The organism is Streptomyces sp. NPDC058701 (genome assembly GCF_042715295.1).
Taxonomy (GTDB): Bacteria; Actinomycetota; Actinomycetes; order Streptomycetales; family Streptomycetaceae; genus Streptomyces.
Genome location: NZ_JBHXSY010000002.1, coordinates 309,209 through 335,900 on the forward strand (window position 1 = coordinate 309,209; position 26,692 = coordinate 335,900).

Consider the following 26,692-nt stretch of genomic DNA (forward strand, 5'->3'; position numbering starts at 1 on the left):
ACGCCCGGTCCCATCTGCGGGTTCCCGACCTCAGCGGATACAGTCACCGTTGCGCCAACTATGGGGACAGGAGAGGGTCATTACCGGCAACCGGCAGACGAGCTGGGCGTTCGCCGACGCGTTTGTCGCCGAGGACGACGCTCTGCGATGGGCCCGTGACCGGTCCAGGGAAGCGGGCCTGCGCTCCGTCTCCCCCGGAACCGGGGCTGCGCTGCGCCTGCTCGCCGCCACGGCGGACGCCAAGGCGGTCGCCGAGATCGGTACGGGGACCGGCGTCTCGGGCATCCACCTGCTGCACGGGATGCGCGCCGACGGGGTACTGACCACGGTCGATCCCGAGGGCGACCGGCAGGCCTTCGCCCGCCAGGCGTTCCGTGCCGCCGGTTTCGCGGGCAACCGCGCCCGCTTCATCCCGGGCCGCGCGCTGGACGTCCTCCCGCGCCTCGCCGACGGCGGGTACGACCTCGTGTTCTGCGACGGGGACCCCGCCGAGTCCCTCGACTACCTCGCCGAATCCTTGCGCCTGCTGCGCCCCGGCGGGCTGGTCTGCTTCGAGGGGGTCTTCTCCGACGGCCGTACGGTCGACTCCGCGGCCCAGCCGGTGGAGGTGCTCCGGGTCCGCGAGCTGCTGCGCAGCGTCCGCGAGAGCCCCGCGCTGGAGGCCGCCCTGCTTCCGGTGGGCGACGGCCTGCTGTGCGCCGTGCGGCGCTGAGCGCGCGGCGGCCCCGGCGGGCGGAGGGTCGGCGCGGCAGGGTGACGCCGGCGACGACGGAGACGAGACCGAGGACCATCGGGGCGATCCGCTGCCGGCGCACCCGGACGTGCCGGTCGGTGAGCGCGGGGTGCGGTCGGCGGAGGCGGGAACGGCGCGGGCGGCGCGAAGGTCACGTGGGCCGGACACGACACTGCCCCGGCCGCTCGTCGGGACGAGCGGCCGGGGCAGTGCGGAGAACGCAGAGGGTGCCGACGTGTCAGCCGACGACCTTCTTCAGGGCGTCACCCAGGGCGTCCGCTTCGTCGGGGGTCAGTTCGACGACAAGCCGACCACCGCCCTCGAGCGGTACGCGCATGACGATGCCCCGCCCCTCCTTGGTGACCTCGAGCGGGCCGTCGCCCGTCCGCGGCTTCATGGCCGCCATGCTCGTTCCCCTTCCTGAAACCACATCGTCAGCCGACGGCACCGTTCAGGCGCCTAGTACCCGGCATCGAACACATTGCTTCTTGGCCATTATCCCGCATGTCAGGACCCGATGACCAACATCGGCTGTGAACGGTTGGGCAACGCGCTCGACCAAAACCACTCATTTCGGGGACCCGCCTGCGATACTGCGCCGCTGCCCCCTGATATCGGCCTCCGCTTTCTTTGACGCACATCACATGTGCGCGCGGGGCCCGGTCCGCCATGCTGGCCCTTGCACCCGCCGATACCGGCCGGTAGCCAAGCCCGCGACGAAGGGGGACCCCCTGCCATGGCCGACAGCGTGCTCTACGAAGTGACCGACGGACTCGCCACCATCACGATCAACCGTCCGGACGCGATGAACGCCATGAACACCGAGGCCAAGGTCGCCCTGCGCGACGCGGTCCGGGCGGCGGCCGGGGACACCGCGGTGCGCGCCGTGCTGCTCACGGCGGCGGGGAACCGGGCCTTCTGCGTCGGCCAGGACCTCAAGGAGCACATCGGCAGCCTCGCGGCGGACCGCGAGAGCGGCTCCTCGAACACCATGAGCACCGTCGCCGAGCACTACAACCCGATCGTCCGGGCCCTCACCGAGATGCCCAAGCCGGTGGTCGCCGGAGTCAACGGCGTGGCGGCCGGCGCGGGCTTCGGATTCGCCCTGGCGGCGGACTTCCGGGTCGTCGCCGACACCGCCTCCTTCACCACCTCGTTCGCCGGGGTGGCCCTGACCGCCGACTCCGGGGTGTCCTGGACGCTCCCCCGCCTGATCGGCGCGTCCCGCGCGAGCGATCTGCTGCTCTTCCCGCGTCCGGTCCGCGCCCAGGAGGCGTACGAGCTCGGCATCGCCAACCGCCTCGTGCCCTCGGAGTCGCTGCACGCCGAGGCCGAGACCCTGGCGCGCACGCTGGCCTCCGGTCCGACGGTGGCGTACGCCGCGTTGAAGGAGTCCCTCGCGTACGGGGCCTCCCGCTCCCTCCCGGAGGCGCTGGAGCGCGAGGAGGCCCTCCAGGCCCGCGCGGGAGCCTCCGAGGACCACGCCATCGCCGTCCAGGCCTTCCTGGCGAAGCAGCCGCCGGCGTACCTGGGCCGCTGACCGGGACGTCTCCCGCGCGGCTCAGGCCCCGCGGGAGACGCAGTCCGCGAGGTGGTCGTCGACCAGCCCGCAGGCCTGCATCAGGGCGTAGGCCGTGGTCGGTCCGACGAAGCGGATGCCCGCCTTCTTCAGCGCCTTCGCCAGGGCCGTGGACCCGGGGGTCACCGCCGGGACGTCGGCCGTCGACCGCGGGGCCGGACCCGGTTCCTCGGGAGCGTACGACCAGACGAGGGTGTCGAGCTCGCCCGGCTCCCATCCGGCCAGGACCTTCGCGTTGGCCAGGGTGGCCTCGATCTTGGCCCGGTTGCGGATGATGCCCTCGTCGGCCAGCAGGCGCGCCGCGTCCGCCGGACCGAACTCCGCGACCTTCGCGATCTCGAACGAGGCGAAGGCCGTACGGAAGCCCTCCCGGCGGCGCAGGATCGTCAGCCAGGACAGACCGGACTGGAAGGCTTCCAGGCACAGCCGCTCGTACAGCGCGTCGTCGCCGTGGACCGGACGGCCCCACTCCGTGTCGTGGTACGTCACGTAGTCCGGGGTGGACAGCCCCCACGGGCAGCGCAGGCCGCCGTCCGGACCGGCCAGCGCACCGGTCATCGCCCGGCGTCCTTGGTGAGGTCGACGTGGCCGCCGGCGGCGGTGGCGTCCGGACCCGCGGCGTCGGCGGGCTCCCCACCGGTCGCGGCGGCCGGCGCGTCACCGGCCGCGGCGCCGTCCCGTTCCGCGGTCAGCCGGGCGATGCGCGCGTCGCGCTCCGCGAGCTCCGCCGCCAGCCGCTCCAGTACGTCGTCCACCTCGGCCATCCGGTAGCCGCGCGGCGCGACGGGCAACCGCAGCGCGTCGATGTCCGCCCGCACGACGGGCCGGGTCTCCGGCAGCCCGTCGGCCACCCGGTCCGGCTCCGCTTCCGGCAGGACGGCCTCCGAGCCGCCGCCGACCACCGCGAGGGTGACCGCTGCCACGACCACGACCAGCGCGATCATCAAGAAGAAGAACACGATCAACTCCCCTGAGAGACTCCGGCCACCAGGTTAAGGTCGCAGGCGAGGCGCGAGGGCCGCCGAAGGAGGAAAGAGCAGGATGCTGCGACTGGGCAGGCACGAGTTCGACACCCACGAGCCGGTGATCATGGCCATCGTGAACCGGACTCCTGACTCCTTCTACGACCAGGGCGCGACGTTCCGCGACGAGCCGGCGCTGGCGCGGGTCGAGCAGGCGGTGGCCGAGGGCGCCGCGATCATCGACGTCGGCGGCGTCAAGGCGGGCCCCGGCGAGCACGTGGACGCGGCCGAGGAGGCCCGGCGCACGGTCGGCTTCGTGGCCGAGGTCCGGCGCCGCCACCCGGACGTGGTGATCAGTGTGGACACCTGGCGGCACGAGGTCGGCGAGGCGGTCTGCGAGGCCGGGGCGGACGTGCTGAACGACGCCTGGGGCGGGGTCGACCCCCGGCTGGCCGAGATCGCCGCCCGCTACGGCGCGGGCCTGGTCTGCACCCACGCGGGCGGGGTGGAGCCGCGCACCCGGCCGCACCGGATCGCGTACGAGGACGTGATGGAGGACGTCCTGCGCGTCACCGTGGGCCTGGCGGAACGCGCCGCCGCGCTCGGCGTGCCGCGGGAGTCGATCATGATCGACCCGGGCCACGACTTCGGCAAGAACACCCGGCACTCCCTGGAGGCCACCCGGCGGCTGGCGGAGATGGCTGAAACGGGCTGGCCGGTGCTGGTCTCGCTGTCCAACAAGGACTTCGTCGGCGAGACCCTGGACAAGCCGGTAAAGGAGCGCCTGATCGGCACCCTCGCCACGACGGCCGTCTCGGCCTGGCTGGGGGCGCAGGTCTACCGCGTCCACGAGGTCGCGGAGACCCGGCAGGTCCTGGACATGGTGGCCTCGATCCAGGGCCACCGGCCCCCGGCGGTCGCCCGCCGGGGCCTGGCCTGAACCCCCGGGGCCCGGCCTGACCCCCGAGGGCCCGGCCTGACCCCCGAGGCCCCGGCCCGGTCCCGGGGCGGGGGCCGCCCCGGGCTGCGGGTCCTCCTCCGGGCTTGCGGGTCCTACTTCCCGACTTCCTTCGTCACCAGCGCGATGGCCTCGTCCACGTCGTCCGTGACGTGGAACAGGTAGAGGTCCTTCTCCGAGGCCTTGCCCTGGGCGATCACCGTGTTCTTCAGCCAGTCGATCAGACCGCTCCAGTACTCCGTGCCGAACAGCACGATCGGGAAGCGGGTGATCTTCTGCGTCTGCACCAGGGTCAGCGCCTCGAACAGCTCGTCCAGCGTGCCGAGACCGCCCGGCAGCACCACGAAGCCCTGGCTGTACTTCACGAACATCGTCTTGCGGACGAAGAAGTACCGGAAGTTCAGGCCGAGGTCGACGTGCTCGTTGAGCCCCTGCTCGAAGGGCAGCTCGATGCCGAGGCCGACGGAGATGCCGTTGCCCTCGCGGGCGCCCTTGTTGGCCGCCTCCATCGCGCCCGGGCCGCCGCCGGTGATGACGGCGAAGCCGGCGTCGACCAGCGCGCGCCCGATCCGTACGCCCGCTTCGTACTCGGGCGAGTCGACCGGGGTCCGCGCCGAGCCGAACACGCTGATCGCCGGCGGCAGCTCGGCGAGCGTGCCGAAGCCCTCGATGAACTCCGACTGGATGCGCAGGACCCGCCAGGGATCGGTGTGCACCCACTCGGAGGGCCCGGCCGAATCCAGCAGCCGCTGGTCCGTCGTACTGCCCGCCTGCACCTGGCTGCGCCTCCTCAGCACCGGTCCGAGCTGCTGCTCCTCGGGCCGGTGACGAGCGGACGCGTCGGGATTGCCGTGGTTGCCCATGATGTGCTCCCTCCTGCTGATCGTTGGATCAGGGTAGGCGCACGAAGGTGACGAGAAGCGGAATTCAGGTGGTCAGCCAGGTCCGGAGTCGTTCTTCGCAGTGCAGGATGGCCTTCGTCTCCACCCGCTCGTCCACCTTGTGGGCCAGCAGGGCGTCGCCCGGGCCGTAGTTGACCGCCGGGACGCCCAGCGCGCTGAAGCGGGAGACGTCCGTCCAGCCGAACTTCGGCATGGCGCGGCCGCCGACCGCCTCCATGAAGGCGGCCGCGGCCGGGTGGCCGAGGCCGGGCAGGGCGCCGCCCGAGGAGTCGTCGACCTCGAACGCGGCGATGTCGCAGTCCGCGAAGACCTCCCGCACGTGGGCGAGCGCGTCGGCCTCGCTCCGGTCGGGGGCGTAACGGAAGTTGACCGTGACCGTGCAGGCGTCGGGGATGACGTTGTTGGCGACGCCGCCATCGATGCGGACCGCGTTGAGGCCCTCGTGGTACTCCAGGCCGTCGATGACCGGCCTGCGCGGCTCGTACGCGGCCAGCTTCGCCAGGATGGGGCCCGCGGTGTGGATGGCGTTGGAGCCCATCCAGCTGCGCGCGGAGTGGGCGCGCTCGCCGGCCGTGCGGAGCAGGACCCGCAGGGTGCCCTGGCAGCCGCCCTCGACCTCGGCGTTCGAGGGCTCCAGCAGCACGGCGAAGTCGCCGGTGAGCCAGTCGGGGTGGGCCTCGGCGACCTTGCCCAGGCCGTTCAGGTCGGAGGCGACCTCCTCCTGGTCGTAGAAGACGAAGGTGAGGTCGCGGTTGGGCTCGGGCACGGTCGCGGCGATGCGCAGCTGCACCGCGACACCGGACTTCATGTCGGTCGTGCCGCAGCCCCACAGGACGCCGTTCTCGTCGAGGCGGGAGGGGACGTTGTCGGCGATCGGCACGGTGTCGAGGTGCCCGGCGAGGACGACGCGCTCGTCGCGGCCCAGGTGGGTGCGGGCGACGACGTTGTTCCCGAAGCGGTCCACGGTCAGGTGCGGCAGGGCGCGCAGCGCGTGTTCCACGAGGTCGGCGAGTACCTTCTCGTCGCCGCTCACGGACGGAATGTCGACGAGCCGGGCGGTCAGCTCGGCGGCGTCCAGGGTGAGGTCCAGCTCGGATTCGGACATGGAACCGACCCTAGCGCCCGGGTCCGCGCGGATCCCGCGCCGTCCGGCCGGTGGACGCGTCATCTGCCTCAAGTACGGTGGGCCGCGTGTCCGAGAACCGTCCTCCCCGCTCCCGCCGCCGCAGGCCGCTGCGCGTGGCCGTCGGTCTCCTCGTCCTGTTCGCGGTGATCGGGTACTTCGCCGCCCAGCGGAACTCCAACGGCGGCGGCGCCCCGTACTGCACCGCCTCCGCGGCCGGGGCGGACCCCGAGGAGTACGAGCTGTCCCCGGAGCAGGCCTCGAACGCGGCGACGATAGCGGCGGTCGGGATCTCCAAGGGCCTGCCGGACCGGGCGGTGACCATCGCGCTGGCCACGGCGATGCAGGAGTCGGCGCTGCGCAACCTCGACCACGGGGACCGGGACTCGCTCGGCCTGTTCCAGCAGCGGCCCTCGATGGGCTGGGGCACTCCGGAGCAGATCACGGACCCGGTCTACTCGGCCGCGATCTTCTACGACCACCTCGTCGAGGTCCCGGGGTACTCGCGGCTGCCGCTGACGGTGGCCGCGCAGAAGGTGCAGCGCAGCGGTTTCCCGCAGGCGTACGCCAAGCACGAGCCGGACGCGACGGTCCTGACGGCCGCCTTCGGCGGGGCCGGAAACCTGGTCTGCTCGGGTCCGGTTCCGGCGGGCGGCGATCCGGAGCGGGTGCGGACGGAGCTGGTACGGGCCTTCGGCGAGGGGACGCTGGGCGGTGGCCCCGGCGGGGCGGTGGCGGACACCGCGGCCGCGGGCGGTGCTCCGCAGGGCCGGGTCGACGTCCGGCTGAAGCGGGACGGCGGGGCGGCCGAGGAGCGGCGCGGCCGGGCCGTGGCGCACTGGGCGGTGGCCCGGTCGCAGGAGCTGGGGATCGCGCGGGTCTCGTACGGCGGCGACGACTGGACCGGTGGCCGGGCCGGCCGCGCGTGGCGGTCCGGGGGCGCGGACGGCGCGCCGGACGGCGGCGGGCGGCAGGACGCCCCCGCCGACGAGGTCCGGATCTTCACGGCCCGCTGAGGGGCGGTTACGTCCTCACCGCCCGCCGAGGGCGGCCGGGACGGTCCGGAAGCCCGCCGGAGGCACCCGGCCGCGCGTACGAGGCGTCACCCGTGCGGGTGTGGCCGGTGCGGGGGCCGGCGGGTCCGCGGAAGTACGGAAGGCCTGGTGAGCGCGTGCTGAATGCATTTGTCACGCAGGCCGATTAAACGATGCGTTACCGATCCTTTACCCGGTGCATCCGCAACTCCACCCGCCCCGCGAGCGGTTGTACACGGCGTACTCAGCCGCTACCGCTTAGGAGCAACATGTCCCTCCCCCTGACCCGCCGGATCGCCCGTGCCGCGCTGCTCCTCGCAGCCGGGGCAGCGCCCGTGGTCGGTGCGGCCGGCGCGGCCAGCGCCGCGGGCCTGGAGTCCGTGCCGCAGCTGGACGCACTCACCGCACCCCTCACCGCCCCGGACGGCGCCGACGCCACGGCGGTCACGGACACCGCCACCGAGGCCGTCCCGGCCGCCGCCGCGCCCGCGACCGAACTGGTGGGCACCGCCGCGCCGATGCTCGGCGGACTGCCCGCCGCCAAGGACCTCCCGGTGGGCTCGCTGCCCACCGGCGAGCTCCCGACGGACTCGCTGCCTACGGACTCGCTGCCGACCGGCTCCCTGACCGGGGCCCTGCCGCTCGGCGGACTGCCGCTCGGCGGCTGACCGCCGTACGACACCGAAGGGGCCGGGAGCACGAACTCCCGGCCCCTTCGGGCTGCTGCGGCACGGCGGGCGGGCGCCCGGCTCAGCCGAGGCGCTTGACGGCCGCCGCGACGCGCTCGTCGGTGGCGGTGAAGGCGACGCGCACGAACCGCGCGCCCGCCTCGCCGTAGGTGTCCCCCGGCGCGACCAGGATGCCGAGCTCCGCGAGGTGAGCGACGGTGTCCCAGCAGGGCTCGTCCCGGGTCACCCACAGGTAGAGGCTGGCCTCGCTGTGCTCGACGCGGAAGCCGTGCGCCTCCAGGGCGGTGCGCAGCGCGGCGCGGCGGGCGGCGTAGCGCTCGCGCTGCTCGGCCACGTGCGTGTCGTCGCCCAGGGCCGCCACGGTGGCCGCCTGGACGGGGGCGGGCGTCATCATTCCGCCGTGCTTGCGGATCTGCAGCAGCTCGCCGAGCACGGCCGCGTCGCCGGCGGCGAACGCCGCCCGGTAGCCGGCCAGGTTGGACCGCTTGGAGAGCGAGTGGACCGCGACGAGGCCCTCGTAGGAGCCGCCGCAGACGTCGTCGTGGAGGACGGAGACCGGCTCGGCCTCCCAGCCCAGCTCCAGGTAGCACTCGTCGCTGAAGACGAGGATGCCGTGCTCGCGCGCCCAGGCCACGATCCGGATCAGCTCCTCCTTGGGGAGGACCTTCCCGGTGGGGTTGGACGGGGAGTTGAGCCAGAGCAGCCGGACGCCGGCCGGGTCCAGCTCCGTCGGGTCGTCGTACACGACGGGCTCCGCGCCGCACAGCCGCGCGCCGACCTCGTACGTGGGGTAGGCGAGCCGGGGGTAGGCGACCTTGTCGCCGGCGCCGAGGCCCAGCTGGGTCGGCAGCCACGCGACCAGTTCCTTCGAGCCGACCACCGGCAGGACGTTGGTGTGTCCGGCGGCGCTCGCGCCGAGCCGGCCGCGCACCCACCCCGTGATCGCGTCGCGCAGGGCGACCGTGCCCCACACCGTGGGGTAGCCCGGCGAGTCGGCGGCGTCGGCGAGGGCCTGCTGGATCAGCCGGGGCACCGGGTCCACGGGCGTGCCGATCGACAGGTCGACGATGCCGTCCGCGTGGGCCGCCGCCGTGGCCTTGTACGGCTCCAGCTTGTCCCAGGGGAAGACGGGAAGACGGTCGGATACTGCGGCCACGGGGGTCTCTGCTCTCTCTGGGTGGGGGCGCGAAACACCTCGGCCCCGTGCGGCGGTCAGGCCGCACGGGGCCGAGGGGATGCTTCTGCCGCGAAAGGTCAGTGTTCGCCGTTGATGCCGGCGGGAAGCGCCGCGACGAAGGGGTGGTCGCGCTCGATCAGGCCGAGCTTGGAGGCACCACCGGGCGAACCGAGCTCGTCGAAGAACTCGACGTTCGCCTTGTAGTAGTCCTTCCACTCCTCCGGGGTGTCGTCCTCGTAGAAGATGGCCTCGACCGGGCAGACCGGCTCACACGCACCACAGTCGACGCACTCGTCCGGGTGGATGTACAAGGACCGCTGGCCCTCGTAGATGCAGTCGACGGGGCACTCTTCGATGCATGCCTTGTCCTTGACGTCGACACAAGGCTCCGCGATGACGTAGGTCACGCTCTCGTTCCTCCTCGGTAGGGCTTTCCATATCGCGCGGGAGCGCGGCGTCGTCGATGCCCGCACCTAGTATCTCCGTTCCCGGGCACGATCCGAACAGGAGGGGCGGACAGAGCTGTGGAAATCGCTGCAGGCGGACGGCTGGAGGTCCGTATCACCCCGGCTGACGTGGGTAAACGAGTCTCTGTACGACGGGTGGAGCCGGGGACGGGCGGATCGCCCGAGTTCGCGGACACGGTAGGGGTTCTCACATCCTGGTACGGGGGTGTGCTGCTGATCACAAAGAAGAACGGCCAGGCGGTCCGCATTCCGGAATCGTCGCTGGTGGCGGGCAAGATCGTGCCCGCCGCGCCGGCCCGCCGCAGGGGCCCGGCAGCCTCCTTCGGGGAGCTCGCGCGGATCACCGCGCGGTCCTGGCAACCGCTGGAGAGCGAGCCCCTGGGCGAGTGGACGCTGCGGGCGGCCGCCGGATTCACCCGGCGCGCCAATTCGGTCCTGCCCCTCGGCGATCCGGGGATGCCGCTGGAGGATGCACTCGCGCGGGTGACCTCCTGGTACGCGCGGCGCGGCCTCCCGGCGTACGTACAGGCCGCCACGGGCGCGGCCGGCACCCAGGAACTGCTCTGCGCGGAGCTGGAACGGCTCGGCTGGGCGGCCGAGGTCTCGGCTCAGGTGCGGATCGGCGCCCTGGCCCCGGTGGGCGACGTGGACGCGCCGGCGGCCGCCGGGATACGGCTGACCCGCACCCCGGACGAGGAGTGGCTCGGGCGCTACGGGAAGGTCGACGACCCGGAGCTCGCCCGGCGGATGCTGGTGGAGGGGCCGTCGGTGTGGTTCGCGGCGCTGCCGGGCGGCCGCGCGGTCGGCCGGTGCGTGGTGGACGGGCGGTGGGCCGGTTTCGCGGCCGTGACGGTCGACCCGGCGCACCGGCGGGAGGGGCTGGCGACGGCGGTGATGGCGGCGCTGGCCCGGCGGGCGCTGGAAGAGGGCGCGTCGGCGGCCTGGCTCCAGGTGGAGACGGACAACGCGGCCGCGCGGGCCCTGTACGACGGCCTGGGCTTCGCCACGCACCACAGCTACCACCACTACCGGCAGCTCCGGGAGACGGCGTGACGTCCGCCTGGCGGGAGCAGTTCGCCGCGGAGGCGCGGTCGGAGCGCCCCGACCTGGCGCTGCTGTGCCTGCTGCTGGCGGCGGAGGGCGACCCGGAGGTGGACGAACGCGCCATCGACTGGGCACAGATCGAGCTGGACCGGCTCGCGGGGATGCTGCCGTACGGGCTGCGGGGCGGGCGGGCGTGGGCCTCGGCGGTCACGGAACTGCTGGGCGGACGGCTCGGTTTCCACGGCACCCCGGCGGACTACGACCGGCTGGAGTCCTCGCTGCTGCACGAGGTGCTGCGGCGGCGGCGCGGGCTGCCGATCCTGCTGTCGGTGGTGTGGCTGGAGGTCGCGCGGCGGGCGGGGGCGCCGGTGTACGGGCTGGGGTTGCCGGGGCACTTCGTGGTGGGCTTCGGCGACCCGGAGGAGGGCGTCGTGGTGGATCCGTTCGCGGGCGGCGCCTCGCTGGGGACCGGGCCTGCCGAACTGGCCGACGGGCCGCGGACCCCGGCGCGGACCCGGGACATCGTGCTGCGGATCCTGAACAACATCCGGGCGTGGGCCTCGGCCCGGCCCGAGCACTCCGGGGTGGCGCTGTGGGCGCTGGACCTGTCGCTGCTGCTGCCGTCGCACCCGGCGTCGCTGCGGTACGAGCGGGCCCGGCTGCTGGTGGAGCGGGGCGCCTTCCAGGAGGGCGCCGCCGAGCTGGAGTCGTACGCGACGGTCGTGGACGCGATCGACGTCACCGCGGCGGGCCGCATCCGTGCGGAGGCCGCGTCGGCCCGCGCGCTGCTGAACTGACCTCCCGCGCCGCCGGAGCGACGTGCGGGGCCGGGGCGGTGCCCCGGCCCCGCACGGTCAGGACGGGTTGGTGTCGACGACGACGGTCCGCTCGGCGGTGGTCTTGCCGCGCAGGGCCTGGCCGAGGGCGCCGGCCACGTCCTGCGGGGTGACCGCGGTCTTGGCGCCGTTGCCCCGGGCGATCAGGATCCCGTCGAAGGTGTTCCCGTAGACGTCCTTGAGGGCTTCCAGGTCGAACTTCGGGACGAGGTGGCCCTCCACCGGCTGCATGCTGAGGATCTTCGGCAGGGACTTGGCGCCGAAGGCGAGGGGCTTCCCACCGATCTTGACGACGGCGTTGGCCGACATCGCGGGCTCGGCGAACTCCTTCATGGCACGGTCGAGTTCGGCCTGGTCGATGACCGGCGCCTTGGCGGTGACCGGCAGTTCCACCGGGGCGGACTTGCCGGTGGCCACCGTGTCGCGGAAGGCCCTGGTGACCTGGGCGACGGAGGCGTCGGCGTCGAGGGTGGTTCCGGGGGTGCCGGGGACGGCGACGGGCTTGCCCGTGTCGAAGGTGATGGTGCCCTCGGTGGCCGAGCCGGACGTGCCCGCGAGTTCCTGGAGCGCGACCTGGAGCTTCTCCTCGTCGACCGGCATCACAGGCGTCGCCTCGCGCTCCTGGCCGAGGAGCGAGCCGATGACGGTGACGGGGTTGTAGTCGCTGCCGGCCGCGTTGCGGACGGTGGTCTGGCTGTCCAGCGTCAGGCCGGCCTTCTCCGGCTTCAGCTCGACCTGCTTGCCGCCGACGGTGAGCTGGAGCGGGGCGGCGGCGCGGGCGCCGAAGGCGGTCTGGAGCTTGGCCACGGCCTCGTCGCGGCTGCCGCTGATGTCGACGCCGAGGACGGTGGTGCCCTTGGGGACGTCGGAGTGGTTCAGCAACAGCCCGGCGCCGTAGGCCACGCCGAGGACACCCAGGAGACCGACGCACAGGAGGAGGAGCTTGGAGCGGGCCTTCTTCACGGGCTTTGCCGGGGCCTTCTGCTTCGGGGGCGCGGGGCTGGGCACCGCCGCGGGGGCGGGGACCGGCGCGGGCGCCGGCATCGGTACGGGGGCGGGACCGTCCGTCTCGGGGCCGGGCCAGCGCGGCGCCGCGTCGGCGCGGGGGGCGACGGCGGGAGCACCGGGGCCGCCCGCGCCGACCGGGCCGGGTCCTGCGGGGGGCCCGCCGACCGGCCCGCCGACCGGGCCGCTGCCGAAGACGGGGCCGCCGGTGGGTCCGGCGGGGCCGCCGGTGCCGGGGCCGCCGTAGACGGGGAACGCCTCGGTGACGGGACCCGCGTCGCCCTGGTCGCCCGGGTACCCGGGGTAGCCCTGGGGCGCCCCGGCACCGGGGCCGCCGGGGCGGCCGGGCAGCGGGCCGGCCGGGGCGGGCGGCTGCGGGGCGTAGTCCGGGCTGTAGCCCGAGGCGGGCGCGTCCGCGGAGCGCGGCGGGGCGAAGCCGCCCCGCGCCGCCGGAGGCTGCGGGGTGCGTCCCGGGAGCGGGGCCGCGGGCGGGGCCTGGAACGGGCCCTGGCCCTGCGGGGCCCCGGCCGGGAGTCCGGGCGCCCGGCCGGAGACCGGCGCCTGCGGCGGGGCCTGTCCGGCCGGCGGGGCCGACTTGCGCGGGGCGAACCAGTTGCTGGCCGCCTCCCCGCCCTCGGCCGGCCCGCCCTGCGGGGCGGCCGGCTCCTGCGCGGCCTCGATGCGGGTCGGCAGGGGCTGCTTGGGCCTCGGCGCGGGCTGCGCGGCGGGTGCGGCACCCGCCGCCCGGCTCTGCGGCGGCGCCGGCTCGTCGGCGGCCGCCTCGTCGGCGGGGGCACCCATCGGCTTGCGCACGACCACCGGCGGGATCGGCCGCGAACCCGGGATGTTGATCCGGATCCGGGTCGTCAGGGTGGTCTCGGTCTTGGGCCCGTCGGATTCGGGCGTGGACGGCTTCGAGGTCACAGGGTTCTCCTCCGGGGCGGTCGTCGCGCCGGGCCCGGTCGGCACAGTCGTGGACGGATACTGGCCGGTTCCATACGGCGGGGTACCCGAGGGGTAGGCGGCTCCGCCGCGCCCCTGGGGCCCGGAGGACGAACTGTCAGTTTCACGACTCAAGGCAGGTTCTCCCGGTTGGCTCCGCCGCCCGTCATACCGTGCGCGGGCAGCTCGGCGGCCCGTCCACCATACTGGCCGTCGCCCGTACGCAACTGACCCCCGGGAATCAGCGGTTCCTCACGGGCCCCGCAAATCCCCCCGCAAGCACTCTTCGCGGCCCGCCGCGACCCCGGCGGACCGGCCCTCCGGAGATGCCCAACACCACGTCACTTGGCGGACGGTGCGGCCGAAACCGGCCGATCCGGGATCGCGCGCATCGTGGCACACATCACAGCCAGTACGGTTCCCCCCAAAAGGTATGCGTACATGCCGATTCCGGACGAACTCAACAGGAAGTCGCCCTCGGGGCGCGGGATGCCGAGCATCACGTACGCGAGGAACCAGCCGCCCGCGGCGCCGCCCACGCCGAGCCCGGGCCCCAGGGCGATCCGCCCGCCGAGGAACAGCCCGAAGAGGGCCAGCAGGGCGAGCAGCAGTCCGCCGGGGAACCACAGGTCCACCACCAGCCAGCCGGCCGCGCCCGTCAGCACGCCCGCCACCAGCAGGCCCAGGCAGCCGGCGATCCGGCCCGGCCCCGCCGCCCCGGTCACGCGTCCACCCCCGCGAAGAGGTCGCGCTCGCGCTCGCCGGCCGGCACGCCGGGCCGCCCGTCGGCGAGTTCGTAGTACTCGCGGGTGAACAGCGGCTGCCCGAGGTCGTTGGAAAGGGCGAAGAAGGGCCCGTCCACGGCGATCTGGGTGGCGTGGGCCCGCATGGCGGCGGTCTTGGCGGCCACGAACCTCTCCTCGCCCCCGATCTCGGCGGTGATCCGCCCGTCGTCGACGACCCCCGGCACGTCCTGGGGGGTGGCCGTCCCGGGGAACGGGACCGTACGGTCCGCGCGCAGCCGGGCGAACCCCGCCTCGGCGACGGACAGCGGGACGCGGTTCCAGTAGACCTTCCCGATCCGGTGCGGCGCGCCGAGGTCGGGACGGTACCCGTCCTCCGCGGCGAGTTCGACGGACCGCGTGGCGACGCGGTGGGCCTGGATGTGGTCCGGGTGGCCGTACCCGCCGTCGGGGTCGTAGGTGACGAGCACCTGCGGGCGCACCTCGCGGATCACCTCGACGAGGTGGGCGGCGGCCTCGTCCACGTCGGCGGACCAGAACGCGCCGGGACGGGCGTTCTGCGGCGCGCCCATCATCCCGGAGTCCCGGAAGCGGCCGGGGCCGCCGAGGAACCGGTGGTCGGTGACGCCCAGTTCGGCCATGGCCGCGGCGAGCTCGCCGACGCGGTGGGGGCCGAGGGCGTCGTCGCGGTCGGCCGCCAGATGGGCGAGGCCGGGCGGGATGACCTCACCCTCCTCACCGAGGGTGCAGGTCACCAGGGTGACGTGCGCGCCCTCGGCCGCGTACTTCGCCATGGTGACGCCGTTGTTGATCGACTCGTCGTCGGGATGCGCGTGCACGAGCAGCAGACGACGGGCGGGAAGACCGTTCATGGGGCAAGCCTAGGGGGTGCCGCTCACGTCGCTCCGTACGCCCGCAGTGCGGCAGGAGCGAGTCCTGCCGGAGCCCCCGGACGGAGCGACGGGGAGACGGCCTAGAACTTGAGCCCGCTGATCATGCTAGCCACGTTGGACGTGAGCTGGTTGAGGGTGGGGGCGATGGTGGAGCTCGCCAGGTAGAAGCCCAGGAGTACGCAGACCACCGCGTGTCCCGCTTTCAGGCCCGACTTGCGGACCAGCAGGAAGACGACGATCGCCAGCAGCACCACGGCCGAGATCGAGAGTGCCACGGCGTTTCACCTCCACGTCGAGCGGACATCGGTACGCGTATTCGTGCTCGGCGAGATGCATACCCACCATGCGCTACGAATCATAACTATCCGTGCCAGCCCGCCGATCGAATTCCGGCAGCGCGAGGGGCGTACGTGATGCACGGCCGGGGTCACGGGGGAGGCCGGCCGGGGAGGCTGTGCGCCTCCCCGGCCGGCTGTCGGCACCCGCACGGCCGCACCCGGCCCAGGCTGCACGCCTGATATCTCGGGGCAGATACGGTCAAGTTGCCCCTGTGTTAACGGAGTTGCGTGCGCGGCACCGACCGCTCGGGAGGCCGCGCACGGGTGGCGGGAAATGATCGTCCCCGGACGCCTCCCGTCCGCTCCGTGGACGGCCGGGCGGCGGGAGCGCCCGGCCCCCGGCGGCGCGGCGGCCGTCGCTCGAGCCCGCGGACTACCGGCCCGGGTCCTCCGGGGGCGGCGGGACCACCTGCTTCTCCGCCGCGAAGTGACAGGCCGACGGGTGGGCGGCCGGTCCCGAGGGGAACACCGCCGGGACGGCCAGCAGCGGGACCTCCGTGGCGCAGCGGGATTCGGCCTTCCAGCAGCGGGTGCGGAAGCGGCAGCCGGACGGCGGGTCGGCCGGGGAGGGGACGTCGCCGGAGAGGATGATCCGCTCGCGGTGGGCGCGTGCGCCGGGGTCGGGTACGGGGACGGCGGAGAGCAGGGCCTGGGTGTACGGGTGGGTGGGGTGGTCGTAGATCTGGGTGTCGGTGCCGATCTCGACGATCCGGCCGAGGTACATGACGCCGACCCGGTCGGAGATGTGCCGGACGATCGACAGGTCGTGCGCGATGAAGACGTAGGACAGGTCGAACTCGTCCTGGAGCTTCTCCAGCAGGTTGATCACCTGGGCCTGAACGGAGACGTCGAGCGCGGAGACCGGCTCGTCGGCGACGATGACCTCCGGCCGCAGGGCCAGGCCGCGGGCGATGCCGATGCGCTGGCGCTGGCCGCCGGAGAACTGGTGGGGGTACCGGTTGATGTACTCCGGGTTGAGTCCGACCACGTCCAGCAGGTCCTGCACCTTGCGCCGCCGGTCGCCCCTGGGGGCGACCTCGGGGTGGATCTCGTACGGCTCGCCGATGATGTCGCCGACCGTCATGCGGGGGTTCAGCGAGGTGTACGGGTCCTGGAAGACCATCTGGATGTTGCGGCGGACGGCCTTCAGGGCGCGCCCGGACAGCTTGGTGATGTCCTCGCCCTTGTACGAGATCCGGCCCGCGGTCGGCCGCTCCAGGTTGACCAGCATCTTGGCCACGGTCGACTTGCCGCAGCCGGACTCGCCGACGATGCCCAGCGTCTCGCCGGCCGACAGGGAGAAGGAGACCCCGTCCACGGCCTTGACCGCGCCGATCAGTTTGCGGAAGACGACGCCCTGGGTCAGCGGGTAGTGCTTGACCAGGTCCTTCACTTCGAGAAGGGACTCAGCCATGGAGGCACTCCTTCCAGAAGAAGCAGGCACTGGTCCGCTCCTCGGCGACCCGCGCGAGCGGCGGCACCTCCGCGCGGCAGGCGGGCCGCGCCATCGGGCAGCGCGGGTTGAAGGCGCAGCCGGGCGGGATGGCGAGCAGGTTGGGCGGCAGGCCCTTGATGGCGTACAGCTCCTGGCCCTTCTGGTCCAGGCGCGGGATCGAGTCCAGCAGGCCCCGGGTGTACGGGTGGGCGGGCGCCCGGTAGATCTCGTGGACGGGGGCCGCCTCGACGATCCGGCCCGCGTACATGACGGCGATCTTGTCGGCCACGTCGGCGACGACACCGAGGTCGTGGGTGATCAGGATCAGGCCCATGTTCAGCTCGCGCTGGAGCTCCGCGAGCAGGTCCATGACCTGGGCCTGGACGGTGACGTCGAGGGCGGTGGTGGGCTCGTCGGCGATGATCAGCGAGGGCTCCAGGGCCAGAGCCATGGCGATCATGATGCGCTGGCGCATGCCGCCGGAGAACTGGTGCGGGTAGTCCCCCACGCGCGCCTTGGCCGCCGGGATCTTCACCCGGTCCATCAGCTCGACGGCCTTGGCCCGGGAGTCCTTGCGGGACATCCCGCGGTGGACCTCGTACATCTCGCCGAGCTGGGCGCCCACGCTGAGGACGGGGTTCAGGGAGGACAGCGCGTCCTGGAAGATCATCGCCATCTCGGCGCCGCGGACCTTCCTGCGCCGCTCCTCCTTCATCTTCAGCAGGTCCTCGCCCTTGAAGAGGATCTCGCCGCCCGCGATGCGGCCGGGGGGCGAGTCCAGGATGCCCATCACGGCCTGGGCGGTGACCGACTTGCCCGAGCCGGACTCGCCGAGCACCGCGAGGGTCTCGCCCTCGCCCACCGAGTAGTCGACGCCGTTGACCGCCTTGGCGACTCCGTCGCGCGTCGTGAACTCCACGTGCAGGTCGCGGACTTCGAGCAGCATGTGCGGGGCTCCTCAGCGCAGCTTGGGGTCGAGGGCGTCGCGCACCGCGTCGCCGAGCATGATGAAGGCGAGCACGGTCAGGCTGAGCGCGCCCGCGGGGTAGAGCAGCATGTGCGGGGCGTTGCGGATCTGCGGGGCCGCGTTGGAGATGTCGATGCCCCAGGAGACGGTGGGCGGGCGCAGGCCGACGCCGAGGAAGGACAGGGTGGCCTCCAGGGCGATGTACGTGCCCAGGGCGATGGTGGCGACGACGATGACGGGTGCGACGGCGTTCGGTGCCACGTGCCGCAGCAGCATCCGGCCGTTGCCGGCGCCCAGTGCCCGGGCGGCCTGGACGTAGTCGTTCTGTTTGGCGGTGATCACCGAGCCGCGGGCGATGCGGGCGATCTGCGGCCAGCCCAGCAGCACGATGAAGCCGACCACGGGCCAGACGGTGTCGCTGGTGACCACGGACAGGAAGACGAGTCCGCCGAGGACGACCGGGATGCCGAAGAAGATGTCGGCGACCCGGGAGAGCAGCGAGTCCGACCAGCCGCCGAAGAATCCGGCGAGTCCGCCGAGCGCGGAGCCGAGCAGGGCGGCGCCCAGGGTGGCGCAGATGCCGACGGTGATGGAGGCGCGGGCTCCGTAGACGGTGCGGGTGTAGACGTCGCAGCCCTGGGTGTCGTAGCCGAAGGGGTGTCCGGGCGACGCGCCCTGCTGGGACTTGGACAGGTCGCACTGGAGCGGGTCGCCGCCGGCGATGAGCTGGGGCCAGATCGAGATCACGATCAGGAAGAGGATCAGCAGGGAGGAGACGACGAAGACCGGGTTGCGGCGCAGCTGGTGCCAGGCGTCGGACCACAGGGAGCGGGCCTTCTCCTGGGCCCCGGTGCCGCCGGCGGGTCCCGGTCCGGGGCCCTTCTCCAGGCTCTCGGCCTCTTCCAGGGCCAGATCCATGGCGCCTCCCTGGCCGGTGGGTGAGACTGCTTCGTGCCGGCGGGGGCCGACGGGGTCGTAGCCGCCGGGTCCCTCCGCGCGCTCGGGGCCCTCGGGACGCACGGGCTCAGGCATAACGGATCCTCGGGTCCAGGACCGCGTAGAGCAGGTCGACGAGCAGGTTCGCCACCAGGAAGACGATGACGAGGATGGTCACGAAGCCGACGACGGTGGGGGCGTTGTTGCGCAGGATCCCCTGGTAGAGCTGGTAGCCGACGCCGTGGATGTTGAAGATCCGCTCCGTGACGATGGCGCCGCCCATGAGGGCGCCGATGTCGGTGCCGATGAAGGTGACCACGGGGATGAGGGAGTTGCGCAGCAGGTGCCGGGTGACGACCCTGCGGCGCGGCAGCCCCTTGGCCACGGCCGTGCGGACGTAGTCGGCCTTGACGTTCTCGGCGATCGAGGTGCGCGAGAGCCGGGTGACGTAGGCGAGGGAGACGAGGGCGAGCACGATCCCCGGCAGGATCAGCTCGCCGAAGGGGGCGTCCGGGGAGACGGTGGGCCGGACCCAGCCCCATTTGACGCCGAAGAGGTACTGGAGCAGGTAGCCGGTGACGAAGGTCGGCACGGAGATGACGATCAGGGTCAGGACCAGCACGCCGCTGTCGACGGACCGGCCGCGGCGCAGGCCGCTGACGACGCCGAGGGTGATGCCGACGACGACCTCGATGACGATGGCGACGATCGTCAGGCGCAGGGTGACGGGGAAGGCCGTCGCCATCAGGGAGGTGACGCTCTGCCCGTTGAAGGCCGTGCCGAAGTCGCCCTGGAAGATCTGGCCCATGTAGTGGAGGTACTGCTTCCACAGGGGCTGGTCGAGGTAGAGGTCCTTGCGGATGCGCGCGGCGGTGGCGGGGTCGGGGGCCTTGTCCCCGAAGAGGGCCGCGACGGGGTCACCGAGCGCGTACACCATGAAGAAGATCAGGAACGTGCTGCCGATGAACACCGGGATCATCTGGAGCAGCCGCCGGATCACATAACGTCCCATGGACTGCTCCAGGATCGATCCGTCGGGGGGTCAGCTGACCTTGATCTGGTCGTAGACCGGGACGCTGAACTGGTTCAGGGTCACGTCGGAGAGCCGCTCGGAGTAGCCGGCGCTGCCGTTCTGGTACCAGAGCGGGATGGACGGCATCTGCTCGGCGAGGATCTTCTCGGCGTCGCGGAACGTGGCCGTGGCCTTCGCCGTGTCGCTCTCCTGGTTGGCCTGGTCGACGAGCTTGTCGAACTCCGGGTTGCTGAACTTGCCGTAGTTCGAGGAGGCACCCGTGTAGTACAGCGGCTCCAGGAAGTTCTGGATCAGCGGGTAGTCGGCCTGCCAGCCGGAGCGGAAGGGACCGGTCAGCTTGAAGCCGCTCTGCTGGTTGCGGAAGTCGGCGAAGGTGCCGATGGGGTTGACCGTGCAGACCGGGCCCTCGCCGAGGGCGTTGTTGATGCTGTTGCAGACGGCGTCCATCCACTCACGGTGCGAGCCGGTGTCCACGTTGGAGGTCAGCGTGACCTTGCCGCCGGGCAGGCCGCCGCCCTCCTGGATGAGCTTCTTGGCCTCGGCGGGGTCGTAGACGCAGGCGTCGCCGCAGGCGGTCGCGGAGAAGCCGCCCTGCTCGCCGAGGGCCGGCGAGGTCCAGTCCTTGGCGGGGGTGCGGGTGTCCCGGAAGATCTGCTTGGTGATCTCGTCGCGGTTGATCGCCCGCGAGATGCCCCGGCGGACCTTCTCCATGCCCTCCTTGCCCCACTGGGGGTCGTACAGCGGGAAGGTGAGGGTCTGGATGATGAGGGCCGGCTGGTTGATGTAGCGGTCGCCGAGGTCGTTCTGGACGCTCTTGAGCTGCTGGGCCGGGACGTCGTCGACGAGGTCGAGGTTTCCGGAGATCAGGTCCGTGTAGGCGGTGTTGTTGTCGGTGTAGACCTTCAGGTCCACGCCGCCGTTCTGCGCCTTGTCCGCGCCGGGGTAGCCGTCCCACGCGCGCAGCTTCATGCCGGTGCCCTTGGTGTACGAGTCCACCGTGTACGGGCCGTTGCCGACCGGCTTGTTCAGCCAGCCGGCGTGGTCGGTGAAGAAGGCCTTCGGCAGTGGGGAGAACGCCTGGTAGCCGAGGGTCTCGGGCCAGGTGGAGAACTTCTCCTTCAGGGCCACGGTGAAGGTCTTGGGGTCCTTGACCACCAGGCCGGACATCGTCTTGGTCTTGGGGTCGCCGGACTTCGGGTGCAGGTCGTCGTAGCCGACGATGTCCGAGAAGAACGGCGCGTTGTTCTGCTTGTTGCGGACGTCCGCACCGTAGTTCCAGGCGTCCACGAAGGACTGCGCGGTGACGGGCTCGTCGTTGCTGAACTTCCAGCCGTCCTTCAGCGTGACCGTGAAGTTCTGGCTGTCCGTCGTCTCGATCTTCTCGGCGACCATGTCCTTGGCCTCGCCGGTCTTCGGGTCGTACCGCTTCAGGCCCCGGAAGAGCATGTCGAGGACCTTGCCGCCCTGCACCTCGTTGGTGTTGGCCGGCTCCAGCGGGTTCTGCGGATCGCCCCACGAGGAGCTGACGACTCCGGCGCCGTCGCCGCCCCCGCTGTCGCCTCCGCCACCGCAGGCAGTCGCCGCGAGGGCGACGGCCACGGCACATGCGGTCCACTTGGCGTGGGTGACTCCGCGCATGGAGTGCCTCCTCTGGGATCCCAAGACTCACGTACGGGCCAATGTCACCCGATCCGGCGTCCCGCACACTCCTGGTTGGACCGATTGCACTCCCGCGTCACCCGCCTGTCACCCCTGTGGGTGCAATGACAGCTCCCAGGTGTCCACCGCGTAGTGCAGCCCCATGCCGTGCGCCTCGTAGAGCGCCAGCGCGCCGGTTTCGTTGTGGGTGTCCACGCCGAGGCCGACGGTGTCGCGGCCCCGCTCCGCGTAGGCGGCGAAGCCGTGGCGCAGCAGGAACCCGCCGATGCCGCGGCCGCGCAGGTCCGCGCGCACGCCGATGTGGCTGAGCCAGCCCATGCTGGTGCGGTCGTCCCGGGTGAGCAGCACGGCCGCGTCGCCCGCGCCGGTCAGGCTCGCGATCCACACCAGCGACCAGTCGAGCTGCCGGGCGTCGAGGTGGTCCAGCCAGGGCTCGTACGCGCGTTCCACGTGCCCGAAGTGCGCCGCGAAGGTCTCCTCGACCAGGGCGTGGGCGCGGCGGCGGTCGGCCTCGTCGGCGCCGCAGTGGCGCAGGGACAGCCCGGCCGGCGGGGCGGGGGCCGGATCGGCGGCCCGGGACAGGGACTTGGTCATGACCTGGTAGCGGCGGACGGTGCGGTAGCCGCGGCCGGTCAGGAGGGCGAGGTCCAGGGTCGGTTCCACGTTGAGCTGGATCCGCAGGGCCCCGGGGCCGGTTCCGGCGGCCATCGCGCGGGCCCGCGCCTCCATGCGGTCGAGCAGGAGCGCGGCGGCTTCCGGGTGGCCGGGCAGGACGTAGTGGTCGCCGTCGACGCGGCCGGGGCCGGCGTCGGCCCAGACGAGGGCGTAGGCCAGGAGCCGGCCGCCCTCGAAGGCGAGCCAGGAGTCGGTGGCGAGGTCGACTCCGGGATGGTTGAGGTCGGCCTCGACGGTGCCCAGGTCGGTCTCCGGGCGGCCGATCTCGATCACGTCGACGGCGTTGAGCAGGGCGCAGATGTCGGACGCGTCCCCGGGCCCGGCGGGCCGGACGGTCAGCATGGCGGTCATCGGCCCACTCTCGGCCCGGCCGGCAGCGCGGTGCAACCGCCTCCCCCGTGCGGGGAACACCGGAGCGCCCGGTACCGGAGGGATCCGGTGCCGGGCGCTCTGGGGGGCGTACGCCCTCGGCGGGGGTCAGACGGCCAGGATGGCCTTCTCCTCCGCGAAGTGGCACGCCGATTCGTGCGCGGCCAGGACGTCCAGGCCCTTGAACCGCTCCGGGATCGCCAGCAGGGGCTCCTCCGTGGAGCACTTGTCCTGGGCCTTCCAGCAGCGGGTGCGGAAGCGGCAGCCCGACGGCGGGTTGGCCGGGGACGGTACGTCACCGGTGAGGATGATGCGCTCGCGGCCCTCACGGGCAGCCGGGTCCGGCACCGGCACGGCCGACAGCAGCGCCTGGGTGTACGGGTGGGTCGGGTGCTCGTAGATCTCGCCGTCGGTACCGATCTCGGCCATCTTGCCGAGGTACATGACGCCGACGCGGTCCGAGATGTGCCGGACGATCGACAGGTCGTGCGCGATGAAGAGGTAGGACAGGTTGAACTCGTCCTGGAGCTTCTCCATCAGGTTGATGACCTGGGCCTGCACCGACACGTCGAGCGCGGAGACCGGCTCGTCGCAGATGATGATCTCCGGGTTGAGCGCGAGGCCGCGGGCGATGCCGATGCGCTGGCGCTGGCCGCCGGAGAACTGGTGCGGGTACCGGTTGATGTACTCCGGGTTGAGTCCGACCACGTCCAGGAGCTCCTGGACCTTGCGCCGGCGGTCGCCCTTGGGAGCCACCTCGGGGTGGATCTCGAAGGGCTCGCCGATGATGTCGCCGACCGTCATGCGGGGGTTCAGCGAGGTGTACGGGTCCTGGAACACCATCTGGATGTTGCGGCGGACGGCCTTGAGGGCCTGGCCGGACAGCTTGGTGATGTCCTGGCCCTTGTAGAAGACCTCGCCCGCGGTGGCCTTCTCCAGGCTCATCAGCAGCTTCGCGACGGTGGACTTGCCACAGCCGGACTCGCCGACGATCCCGAGGGTCTCACCGCGGTACAGGTCGAAGGAGATCCCGTCGACCGCCTTGACCGCGCCGACCTGCTTCTTGAACAGGATCCCCTGGGTCAGCGGGAAGTGCTTGACCAGGTTGCGGACCTGGAGGATCGGCTCGCGCTCGGGGGCGTTCTTGGTGAGCTCAGCCATGGATCTGCTCCTTCCAGAAGTGGCACGCGCTGGTGCGGCCGGGCAGGTCGGCGCCGTCCCGCTCGGTCACCGGGTGCAGGACCGGCACGTCGGTGCGGCAGATGTCCTGCGCCTTGGGGCAGCGCGGGTTGAAGGCGCAGCCCGACGGGATGTTGAGCAGGTTGGGCGGCAGGCCCTTGATCGCGTAGAGCTCCTGGCCCTTCTGGTCCAGGCGCGGGATCGAGTCCAGCAGGCCGCGGGTGTACGGGTGCGCGGGGCGCTTGTAGATCTCGTGGACCGGGGCGTTCTCGACGATCCGGCCGCCGTACATGACGGCGATCTTGTCCGCGACGTCGGCGACGACGCCGAGGTCGTGGGTGATCAGGATCAGGCCCATGTTCATCTCGCGCTGGAGCTCCGCGAGCAGGTCCATGACCTGGGCCTGGACCGTCACGTCGAGAGCCGTGGTGGGCTCGTCGGCGATGATCAGGTCGGGCTCCAGGGCCATCGCCATGGCGATCATGATGCGCTGGCGCATGCCGCCGGAGAACTGGTGCGGGTAGTCCCCCACGCGCGCCTTGGCGGCGGGGATCTTCACGCGGTCCATGAGCTCGACGGCCTTGGCCGTGGCGTCCTTCTTGGACATGCCGCGGTGGACGCGGAACATCTCGCCGAGCTGGGCGCCGACGGTGTGCACCGGGTTCAGCGAGGAGAGCGCGTCCTGGAAGATCATGGCGATCTTCTGGCCGCGGACCTTGCGGAACTCCTCGGCGGGCAGCTTCAGCAGGTCGGTGCCCTGGAACAGGATCTCGCCGTGCGGGATCTTGCCGGGCGGCATGTCGAGGATGCCCATGATGGCCTGCGCCGTCACGGACTTGCCCGAGCCGGACTCGCCGAGGACGGCGAGGGTCTCGCCCGCGTTCACGGAGTACGAGACGCCGTTCACGGCCTTGGCGACACCGTCGCGGGTGTGGAACTCGACGTGCAGGTCGCGCACTTCGAGCAGGGGGGTCCCCTCCGGCGCCGAACGGGGCGCGGGGACGTTCGAGGTCTTGTCGATGATGGTCAACGTACGCCCTTCCTCAGCGCAGCTTCGGGTCGAGGGCGTCGCGCACCGCGTCGCCGACCATGATGAACGCGAGCACGGTGATGCTCAGCGCGGCCGACGGGAACAGCAGCACGTGCGGTGCCTGGAGCCAGCGGACGGAGGCGTCGCTGACCATCAGGCCCCACGAGATCTCCGGGGGCTGGACCCCGATGCCGAGGTACGACAGGGCCGCCTCGGCGGAGATGTACACACCCAGGCTGATCGCACCGACCACGATGACGGGGGCGACAGCATTCGGCAGGATGTGGCGGATCGTGATGCGCAGAGTGCCGGCACCGAGGGCGCGGGCGGCCATCACGTAGTCGTTGTTCTTGTTCTGCAGCACCGAGGACCGCATGATGCGGAAGATCTGCGGCCAGCCGAGGATGGCCAGCACCAGCGATACCGTCCAGGCGTTGCCCGGCAGGGCGGACATGATGAGCATGCCGCCGAGCAGCAGCGGAATCGCGAAGAAGATCTCGGTGAAACGAGACAGAACGCTGTCGATGATGCCGCCGGTCCAGCCGGCCAGCAGACCGAGGGAACCACCGACGAGGACCACCAGCGAGGTGGTGACGATTCCGACGATCACGGAGTTGCGGGCGGCCCACACCGTACGGGTGTAGACGTCGCAGCCCTGGATGTCGAAGCCGAACCAGTGGTCGGCGCTCGGGGTCTTGAGGGAGTCCTCCAGCTTGCAGGCCGTCGCTTCGAAGGGGCTGGCACTGGTGAACCACTGCGGGAACGCCGAGATGATGAGCATGCACAGAACCAGGAAGCCGCCGATCAGGAAGACCGGGTTGCGACGCAGGTCGCTCAGGGCGTCGGACCAGAGGCTGGCCTCGCGGCTCTTCTTCTTCGGGTCGGTCTGGTCCGCAGGTGCGCCGGCGGAGGGGGCTCCGGCTATCTGGGTGTCGGTCATCGAGTCCCCCACCGTAGTCGTGTCACGCATAGCGGATCCTCGGGTCGAGCACGGCGTAGAGAAGGTCCACAAGCAGGTTCGCGAGGAGGTACACGAGGACCAGGATGGTCACACCGCCCACCACTACCGCACCGTCCTTGAGGTACACGGACTTGGCGAGCAGACCGCCGACTCCGTGGATGTTGAAGATCCGCTCGGTGATGACCGCACCGCCCATCAGCGCGCCGAGATCGGCACCCAGGAACGTGATGATCGGTATGAGCGCGTTGCGCAGCGCGTGGGACACGACGACGCGGCGGCGCGGAAGCCCCTTGGCGGTCGCGGTGCGCACGTAGTCCGCGCGCATCGTCTCCATCAGGCTGGTACGGGTCAGTCGGGCCACGTACGCCAGGGAGGTGGAAGCGAGGACGAGGGCCGGGAGGAGATACCCGATCATGCCGTCGTTCTCATTGAACGAGGGCGTGAAGAACTCGATGCCCCACTCGTTCTTCAGGTGCACGCCGAGCGTCAGCTGCAGCACGAAGCCGGTGACGAAGACGGGGATCGAGATGACCATCAGCGTCGAGAGCAGGACCAGCTGGTCGAGGAACTTGCCCCGGCGCAGGGCTGCCATGATGCCGGCCAGCACACCGACGACGGCCTCGATGACGAAGGCCATGAGAGCCAGGTTCACCGTGTACGGGAAGGCCTCGGCGAACTGGTCGAGGACCTTGCGTCCGTTCAGGGACTCACCGAGGTCGCCCTGGAACACGCCGGTGATGTAGTTCCAGTACTGCATCAGGAACGGGTCGTCGAGGTTGTACTTCTCGCGCAGCATCGCCGCGACGAGCGGGTCTGCCTTCTTCTCACCTGCCAGGAGCTGGATCGGGTCAGCACCCGGCATGGCGAAGGTCAGCAAGTAGATCAGGAAAGTGGCACCGAGCAGAACAGGGATCGCCTGTATGAGTCGGCGGATGAGGTAGCGGCCCATCAGACCTCCAGCGGAAGAACAGGGGGAAGGGGCAGGCGGGCGGAAACCTGATTCCGCCCACCCGCCCCCGGCGT

Annotated in this window: 28 protein-coding genes; 7 read left to right on the forward strand and 21 right to left on the reverse strand. The window is 71.9% G+C overall.

Features of this window, described 5'->3' with window-relative positions; translation table 11 throughout:
- Window positions 1-49: 49 nt before the first annotated feature.
- The gene (locus ACFWW8_RS03240; RefSeq protein ID WP_386522826.1) at window positions 50-712 is read left to right on the forward strand and encodes an O-methyltransferase; all 663 of its coding nucleotides are present in this window, start codon (window positions 50-52) and stop codon (window positions 710-712) included.
- Window positions 713-971: 259 nt separating this feature from the next.
- Here the strand turns inward: ACFWW8_RS03240 and ACFWW8_RS03245 are convergent, their stop codons facing one another.
- Window positions 972-1,139 (reverse strand): DUF3117 domain-containing protein, encoded by a 168-nt coding sequence (locus tag ACFWW8_RS03245; protein ID WP_003966491.1) that lies wholly within the window; start codon window positions 1,137-1,139, stop codon window positions 972-974.
- A 330-nt stretch (window positions 1,140-1,469) separates the two neighbouring features.
- On the opposite strand from ACFWW8_RS03245, the gene ACFWW8_RS03250 reads away from it, so the two are divergent.
- Window positions 1,470-2,273: an enoyl-CoA hydratase/isomerase family protein gene (locus ACFWW8_RS03250; protein WP_386522829.1), complete on the forward strand. Its 804-nt coding sequence runs from the start codon at window positions 1,470-1,472 to the stop codon at window positions 2,271-2,273.
- 21 nt (window positions 2,274-2,294) lie between these two features.
- On the opposite strand, the gene ACFWW8_RS03255 is transcribed toward ACFWW8_RS03250, so the two are convergent.
- Together ACFWW8_RS03255 and ACFWW8_RS03260 are read right to left on the reverse strand one after the other, a co-directional pair.
- On the reverse strand, window positions 2,295-2,870 hold the full coding sequence (locus ACFWW8_RS03255; protein WP_386522832.1) for a DNA-3-methyladenine glycosylase I: 576 nt from the start codon (window positions 2,868-2,870) through the stop codon (window positions 2,295-2,297).
- On the reverse strand, window positions 2,867-3,277 hold the full coding sequence (locus ACFWW8_RS03260) for a DivIVA domain-containing protein (RefSeq protein WP_386522835.1): 411 nt from the start codon (window positions 3,275-3,277) through the stop codon (window positions 2,867-2,869). Before ACFWW8_RS03260 ends, ACFWW8_RS03255 begins: the two co-directional genes overlap by 4 nt.
- 76 nt (window positions 3,278-3,353) lie before the next feature.
- On the opposite strand from ACFWW8_RS03260, the gene folP reads away from it, so the two are divergent.
- Window positions 3,354-4,214 carry a dihydropteroate synthase gene (folP, locus tag ACFWW8_RS03265; protein WP_386522838.1) on the forward strand — a complete coding sequence of 287 codons (861 nt, stop codon included), beginning with the start codon at window positions 3,354-3,356 and terminating at the stop codon, window positions 4,212-4,214.
- Between the two features lie 113 nt (window positions 4,215-4,327).
- On the opposite strand, the gene ACFWW8_RS03270 is transcribed toward folP, so the two are convergent.
- Complete coding sequence (locus ACFWW8_RS03270; protein ID WP_386522840.1) at window positions 4,328-5,095, reverse strand: TIGR00730 family Rossman fold protein; 768 nt, start codon at window positions 5,093-5,095, stop codon at window positions 4,328-4,330.
- A 64-nt stretch (window positions 5,096-5,159) separates the two neighbouring features.
- Window positions 5,160-6,239, reverse strand: a complete 1,080-nt coding sequence (gene dapE / locus ACFWW8_RS03275; protein WP_386522843.1) for a succinyl-diaminopimelate desuccinylase — start codon at window positions 6,237-6,239, stop codon at window positions 5,160-5,162.
- 77 nt (window positions 6,240-6,316) lie between these two features.
- On the opposite strand from dapE, the gene ACFWW8_RS03280 reads away from it, so the two are divergent.
- Together ACFWW8_RS03280 and ACFWW8_RS03285 are read left to right on the forward strand one after the other, a co-directional pair.
- Window positions 6,317-7,273 (forward strand): hypothetical protein, encoded by a 957-nt coding sequence (locus ACFWW8_RS03280; RefSeq protein WP_386522846.1) that lies wholly within the window; start codon window positions 6,317-6,319, stop codon window positions 7,271-7,273.
- A 287-nt stretch (window positions 7,274-7,560) separates the two neighbouring features.
- Window positions 7,561-7,959, forward strand: a complete 399-nt coding sequence (locus ACFWW8_RS03285) for an ATP-binding protein (RefSeq protein WP_386522849.1) — start codon at window positions 7,561-7,563, stop codon at window positions 7,957-7,959.
- 82 nt (window positions 7,960-8,041) lie between these two features.
- On the opposite strand, the gene dapC is transcribed toward ACFWW8_RS03285, so the two are convergent.
- Both dapC and fdxA read right to left on the reverse strand, forming a co-directional pair.
- Entirely contained in the window at window positions 8,042-9,136 is a 1,095-nt protein-coding gene (gene dapC, locus ACFWW8_RS03290) for a succinyldiaminopimelate transaminase (protein WP_386522851.1), read from the reverse strand.
- Between the two features lie 98 nt (window positions 9,137-9,234).
- Window positions 9,235-9,564, reverse strand: coding sequence for a ferredoxin (fdxA, locus tag ACFWW8_RS03295; RefSeq protein WP_030011906.1), 330 nt, complete (start codon window positions 9,562-9,564; stop codon window positions 9,235-9,237).
- A 117-nt stretch (window positions 9,565-9,681) separates the two neighbouring features.
- Between fdxA and ACFWW8_RS03300 the strand changes: the two genes are divergently transcribed.
- Window positions 9,682-10,677, forward strand: a complete 996-nt coding sequence (locus ACFWW8_RS03300) for a GNAT family N-acetyltransferase (protein ID WP_386522853.1) — start codon at window positions 9,682-9,684, stop codon at window positions 10,675-10,677.
- Window positions 10,674-11,465, forward strand: coding sequence for a transglutaminase-like domain-containing protein (locus tag ACFWW8_RS03305; RefSeq protein ID WP_386522856.1), 792 nt, complete (start codon window positions 10,674-10,676; stop codon window positions 11,463-11,465). The genes ACFWW8_RS03300 and ACFWW8_RS03305 overlap by 4 nt, the downstream gene beginning before the upstream one ends.
- Before the next feature lie 57 nt (window positions 11,466-11,522).
- Here ACFWW8_RS03305 and ACFWW8_RS03310 read toward each other — a convergent pair whose 3' ends face one another.
- The 14 genes from ACFWW8_RS03310 to ACFWW8_RS03375 form a co-directional block, all read right to left on the reverse strand.
- Complete coding sequence (locus ACFWW8_RS03310; protein ID WP_386522859.1) at window positions 11,523-13,433, reverse strand: hypothetical protein; 1,911 nt, start codon at window positions 13,431-13,433, stop codon at window positions 11,523-11,525.
- A 359-nt stretch (window positions 13,434-13,792) separates the two neighbouring features.
- Entirely contained in the window at window positions 13,793-14,176 is a 384-nt protein-coding gene (locus ACFWW8_RS03315) for a DUF6113 family protein (protein WP_386522861.1), read from the reverse strand.
- Window positions 14,173-15,066: an N-acetyl-1-D-myo-inositol-2-amino-2-deoxy-alpha-D-glucopyranoside deacetylase gene (gene mshB / locus ACFWW8_RS03320; protein ID WP_386522863.1), complete on the reverse strand. Its 894-nt coding sequence runs from the start codon at window positions 15,064-15,066 to the stop codon at window positions 14,173-14,175. The genes ACFWW8_RS03315 and mshB overlap by 4 nt, the downstream gene beginning before the upstream one ends.
- Window positions 15,067-15,167: 101 nt before the next feature.
- Window positions 15,168-15,362: a hypothetical protein gene (locus ACFWW8_RS03325; protein ID WP_069921796.1), complete on the reverse strand. Its 195-nt coding sequence runs from the start codon at window positions 15,360-15,362 to the stop codon at window positions 15,168-15,170.
- 436 nt (window positions 15,363-15,798) lie between these two features.
- On the reverse strand, window positions 15,799-16,839 hold the full coding sequence (locus tag ACFWW8_RS03330) for an ABC transporter ATP-binding protein (protein ID WP_386522866.1): 1,041 nt from the start codon (window positions 16,837-16,839) through the stop codon (window positions 15,799-15,801).
- Entirely contained in the window at window positions 16,832-17,806 is a 975-nt protein-coding gene (locus tag ACFWW8_RS03335) for an ABC transporter ATP-binding protein (RefSeq protein ID WP_386522868.1), read from the reverse strand. Before ACFWW8_RS03335 ends, ACFWW8_RS03330 begins: the two co-directional genes overlap by 8 nt.
- A gap of 12 nt (window positions 17,807-17,818) precedes the next feature.
- Window positions 17,819-18,859: an ABC transporter permease gene (locus ACFWW8_RS03340; protein WP_386522870.1), complete on the reverse strand. Its 1,041-nt coding sequence runs from the start codon at window positions 18,857-18,859 to the stop codon at window positions 17,819-17,821.
- Window positions 18,852-19,775 (reverse strand): ABC transporter permease, encoded by a 924-nt coding sequence (locus ACFWW8_RS03345; RefSeq protein ID WP_386522872.1) that lies wholly within the window; start codon window positions 19,773-19,775, stop codon window positions 18,852-18,854. The genes ACFWW8_RS03340 and ACFWW8_RS03345 overlap by 8 nt, the downstream gene beginning before the upstream one ends.
- A 30-nt stretch (window positions 19,776-19,805) precedes the next feature.
- Window positions 19,806-21,434 carry an ABC transporter substrate-binding protein gene (locus ACFWW8_RS03350; protein ID WP_386522875.1) on the reverse strand — a complete coding sequence of 543 codons (1,629 nt, stop codon included), beginning with the start codon at window positions 21,432-21,434 and terminating at the stop codon, window positions 19,806-19,808.
- A 108-nt stretch (window positions 21,435-21,542) separates the two neighbouring features.
- On the reverse strand, window positions 21,543-22,481 hold the full coding sequence (locus ACFWW8_RS03355; protein WP_386522877.1) for a GNAT family N-acetyltransferase: 939 nt from the start codon (window positions 22,479-22,481) through the stop codon (window positions 21,543-21,545).
- A 126-nt stretch (window positions 22,482-22,607) separates the two neighbouring features.
- Window positions 22,608-23,660, reverse strand: a complete 1,053-nt coding sequence (locus ACFWW8_RS03360; RefSeq protein WP_386522880.1) for an ABC transporter ATP-binding protein — start codon at window positions 23,658-23,660, stop codon at window positions 22,608-22,610.
- The gene (locus ACFWW8_RS03365; protein ID WP_386522883.1) at window positions 23,653-24,708 is read right to left on the reverse strand and encodes an ABC transporter ATP-binding protein; all 1,056 of its coding nucleotides are present in this window, start codon (window positions 24,706-24,708) and stop codon (window positions 23,653-23,655) included. Before ACFWW8_RS03365 ends, ACFWW8_RS03360 begins: the two co-directional genes overlap by 8 nt.
- Before the next feature lie 13 nt (window positions 24,709-24,721).
- Window positions 24,722-25,678 carry an ABC transporter permease gene (locus tag ACFWW8_RS03370; RefSeq protein WP_386522886.1) on the reverse strand — a complete coding sequence of 319 codons (957 nt, stop codon included), beginning with the start codon at window positions 25,676-25,678 and terminating at the stop codon, window positions 24,722-24,724.
- Window positions 25,671-26,618 carry an ABC transporter permease gene (locus ACFWW8_RS03375; RefSeq protein ID WP_386522889.1) on the reverse strand — a complete coding sequence of 316 codons (948 nt, stop codon included), beginning with the start codon at window positions 26,616-26,618 and terminating at the stop codon, window positions 25,671-25,673. The genes ACFWW8_RS03370 and ACFWW8_RS03375 overlap by 8 nt, the downstream gene beginning before the upstream one ends.
- Between the last annotated feature and the right edge of the window lie 74 nt (window positions 26,619-26,692).

Excerpts from the sequence above, each read along its gene's own strand:
- dapE (WP_386522843.1), bottom strand. The coding sequence starts at position 6,239 with ATGTCCGAATCCGAGCTGGACCTCACCCTGGACGCCGCCGAGCTGACC.
- folP (WP_386522838.1), top strand. The coding sequence starts at position 3,354 with ATGCTGCGACTGGGCAGGCACGAGTTCGACACCCACGAGCCGGTGATC.
- ACFWW8_RS03355 (WP_386522877.1), bottom strand. The coding sequence starts at position 22,481 with ATGACCGCCATGCTGACCGTCCGGCCCGCCGGGCCCGGGGACGCGTCC.
- ACFWW8_RS03255 (WP_386522832.1), bottom strand. The coding sequence starts at position 2,870 with ATGACCGGTGCGCTGGCCGGTCCGGACGGCGGCCTGCGCTGCCCGTGG.
- ACFWW8_RS03345 (WP_386522872.1), bottom strand. The coding sequence starts at position 19,775 with ATGGGACGTTATGTGATCCGGCGGCTGCTCCAGATGATCCCGGTGTTC.
- ACFWW8_RS03370 (WP_386522886.1), bottom strand. The coding sequence starts at position 25,678 with ATGCGTGACACGACTACGGTGGGGGACTCGATGACCGACACCCAGATA.
- ACFWW8_RS03245 (WP_003966491.1), bottom strand. The coding sequence starts at position 1,139 with ATGGCGGCCATGAAGCCGCGGACGGGCGACGGCCCGCTCGAGGTCACC.
- ACFWW8_RS03270 (WP_386522840.1), bottom strand. The coding sequence starts at position 5,095 with ATGGGCAACCACGGCAATCCCGACGCGTCCGCTCGTCACCGGCCCGAG.
- ACFWW8_RS03335 (WP_386522868.1), bottom strand. The coding sequence starts at position 17,806 with ATGCTGCTCGAAGTCCGCGACCTGCACGTGGAGTTCACGACGCGCGAC.
- ACFWW8_RS03330 (WP_386522866.1), bottom strand. The coding sequence starts at position 16,839 with ATGGCTGAGTCCCTTCTCGAAGTGAAGGACCTGGTCAAGCACTACCCG.
- mshB (WP_386522863.1), bottom strand. The coding sequence starts at position 15,066 with ATGAACGGTCTTCCCGCCCGTCGTCTGCTGCTCGTGCACGCGCATCCC.
- ACFWW8_RS03250 (WP_386522829.1), top strand. The coding sequence starts at position 1,470 with ATGGCCGACAGCGTGCTCTACGAAGTGACCGACGGACTCGCCACCATC.
- ACFWW8_RS03350 (WP_386522875.1), bottom strand. The coding sequence starts at position 21,434 with ATGCGCGGAGTCACCCACGCCAAGTGGACCGCATGTGCCGTGGCCGTC.
- ACFWW8_RS03360 (WP_386522880.1), bottom strand. The coding sequence starts at position 23,660 with ATGGCTGAGCTCACCAAGAACGCCCCCGAGCGCGAGCCGATCCTCCAG.
- ACFWW8_RS03340 (WP_386522870.1), bottom strand. The coding sequence starts at position 18,859 with ATGCCTGAGCCCGTGCGTCCCGAGGGCCCCGAGCGCGCGGAGGGACCC.
- ACFWW8_RS03375 (WP_386522889.1), bottom strand. The coding sequence starts at position 26,618 with ATGGGCCGCTACCTCATCCGCCGACTCATACAGGCGATCCCTGTTCTG.
- ACFWW8_RS03285 (WP_386522849.1), top strand. The coding sequence starts at position 7,561 with ATGTCCCTCCCCCTGACCCGCCGGATCGCCCGTGCCGCGCTGCTCCTC.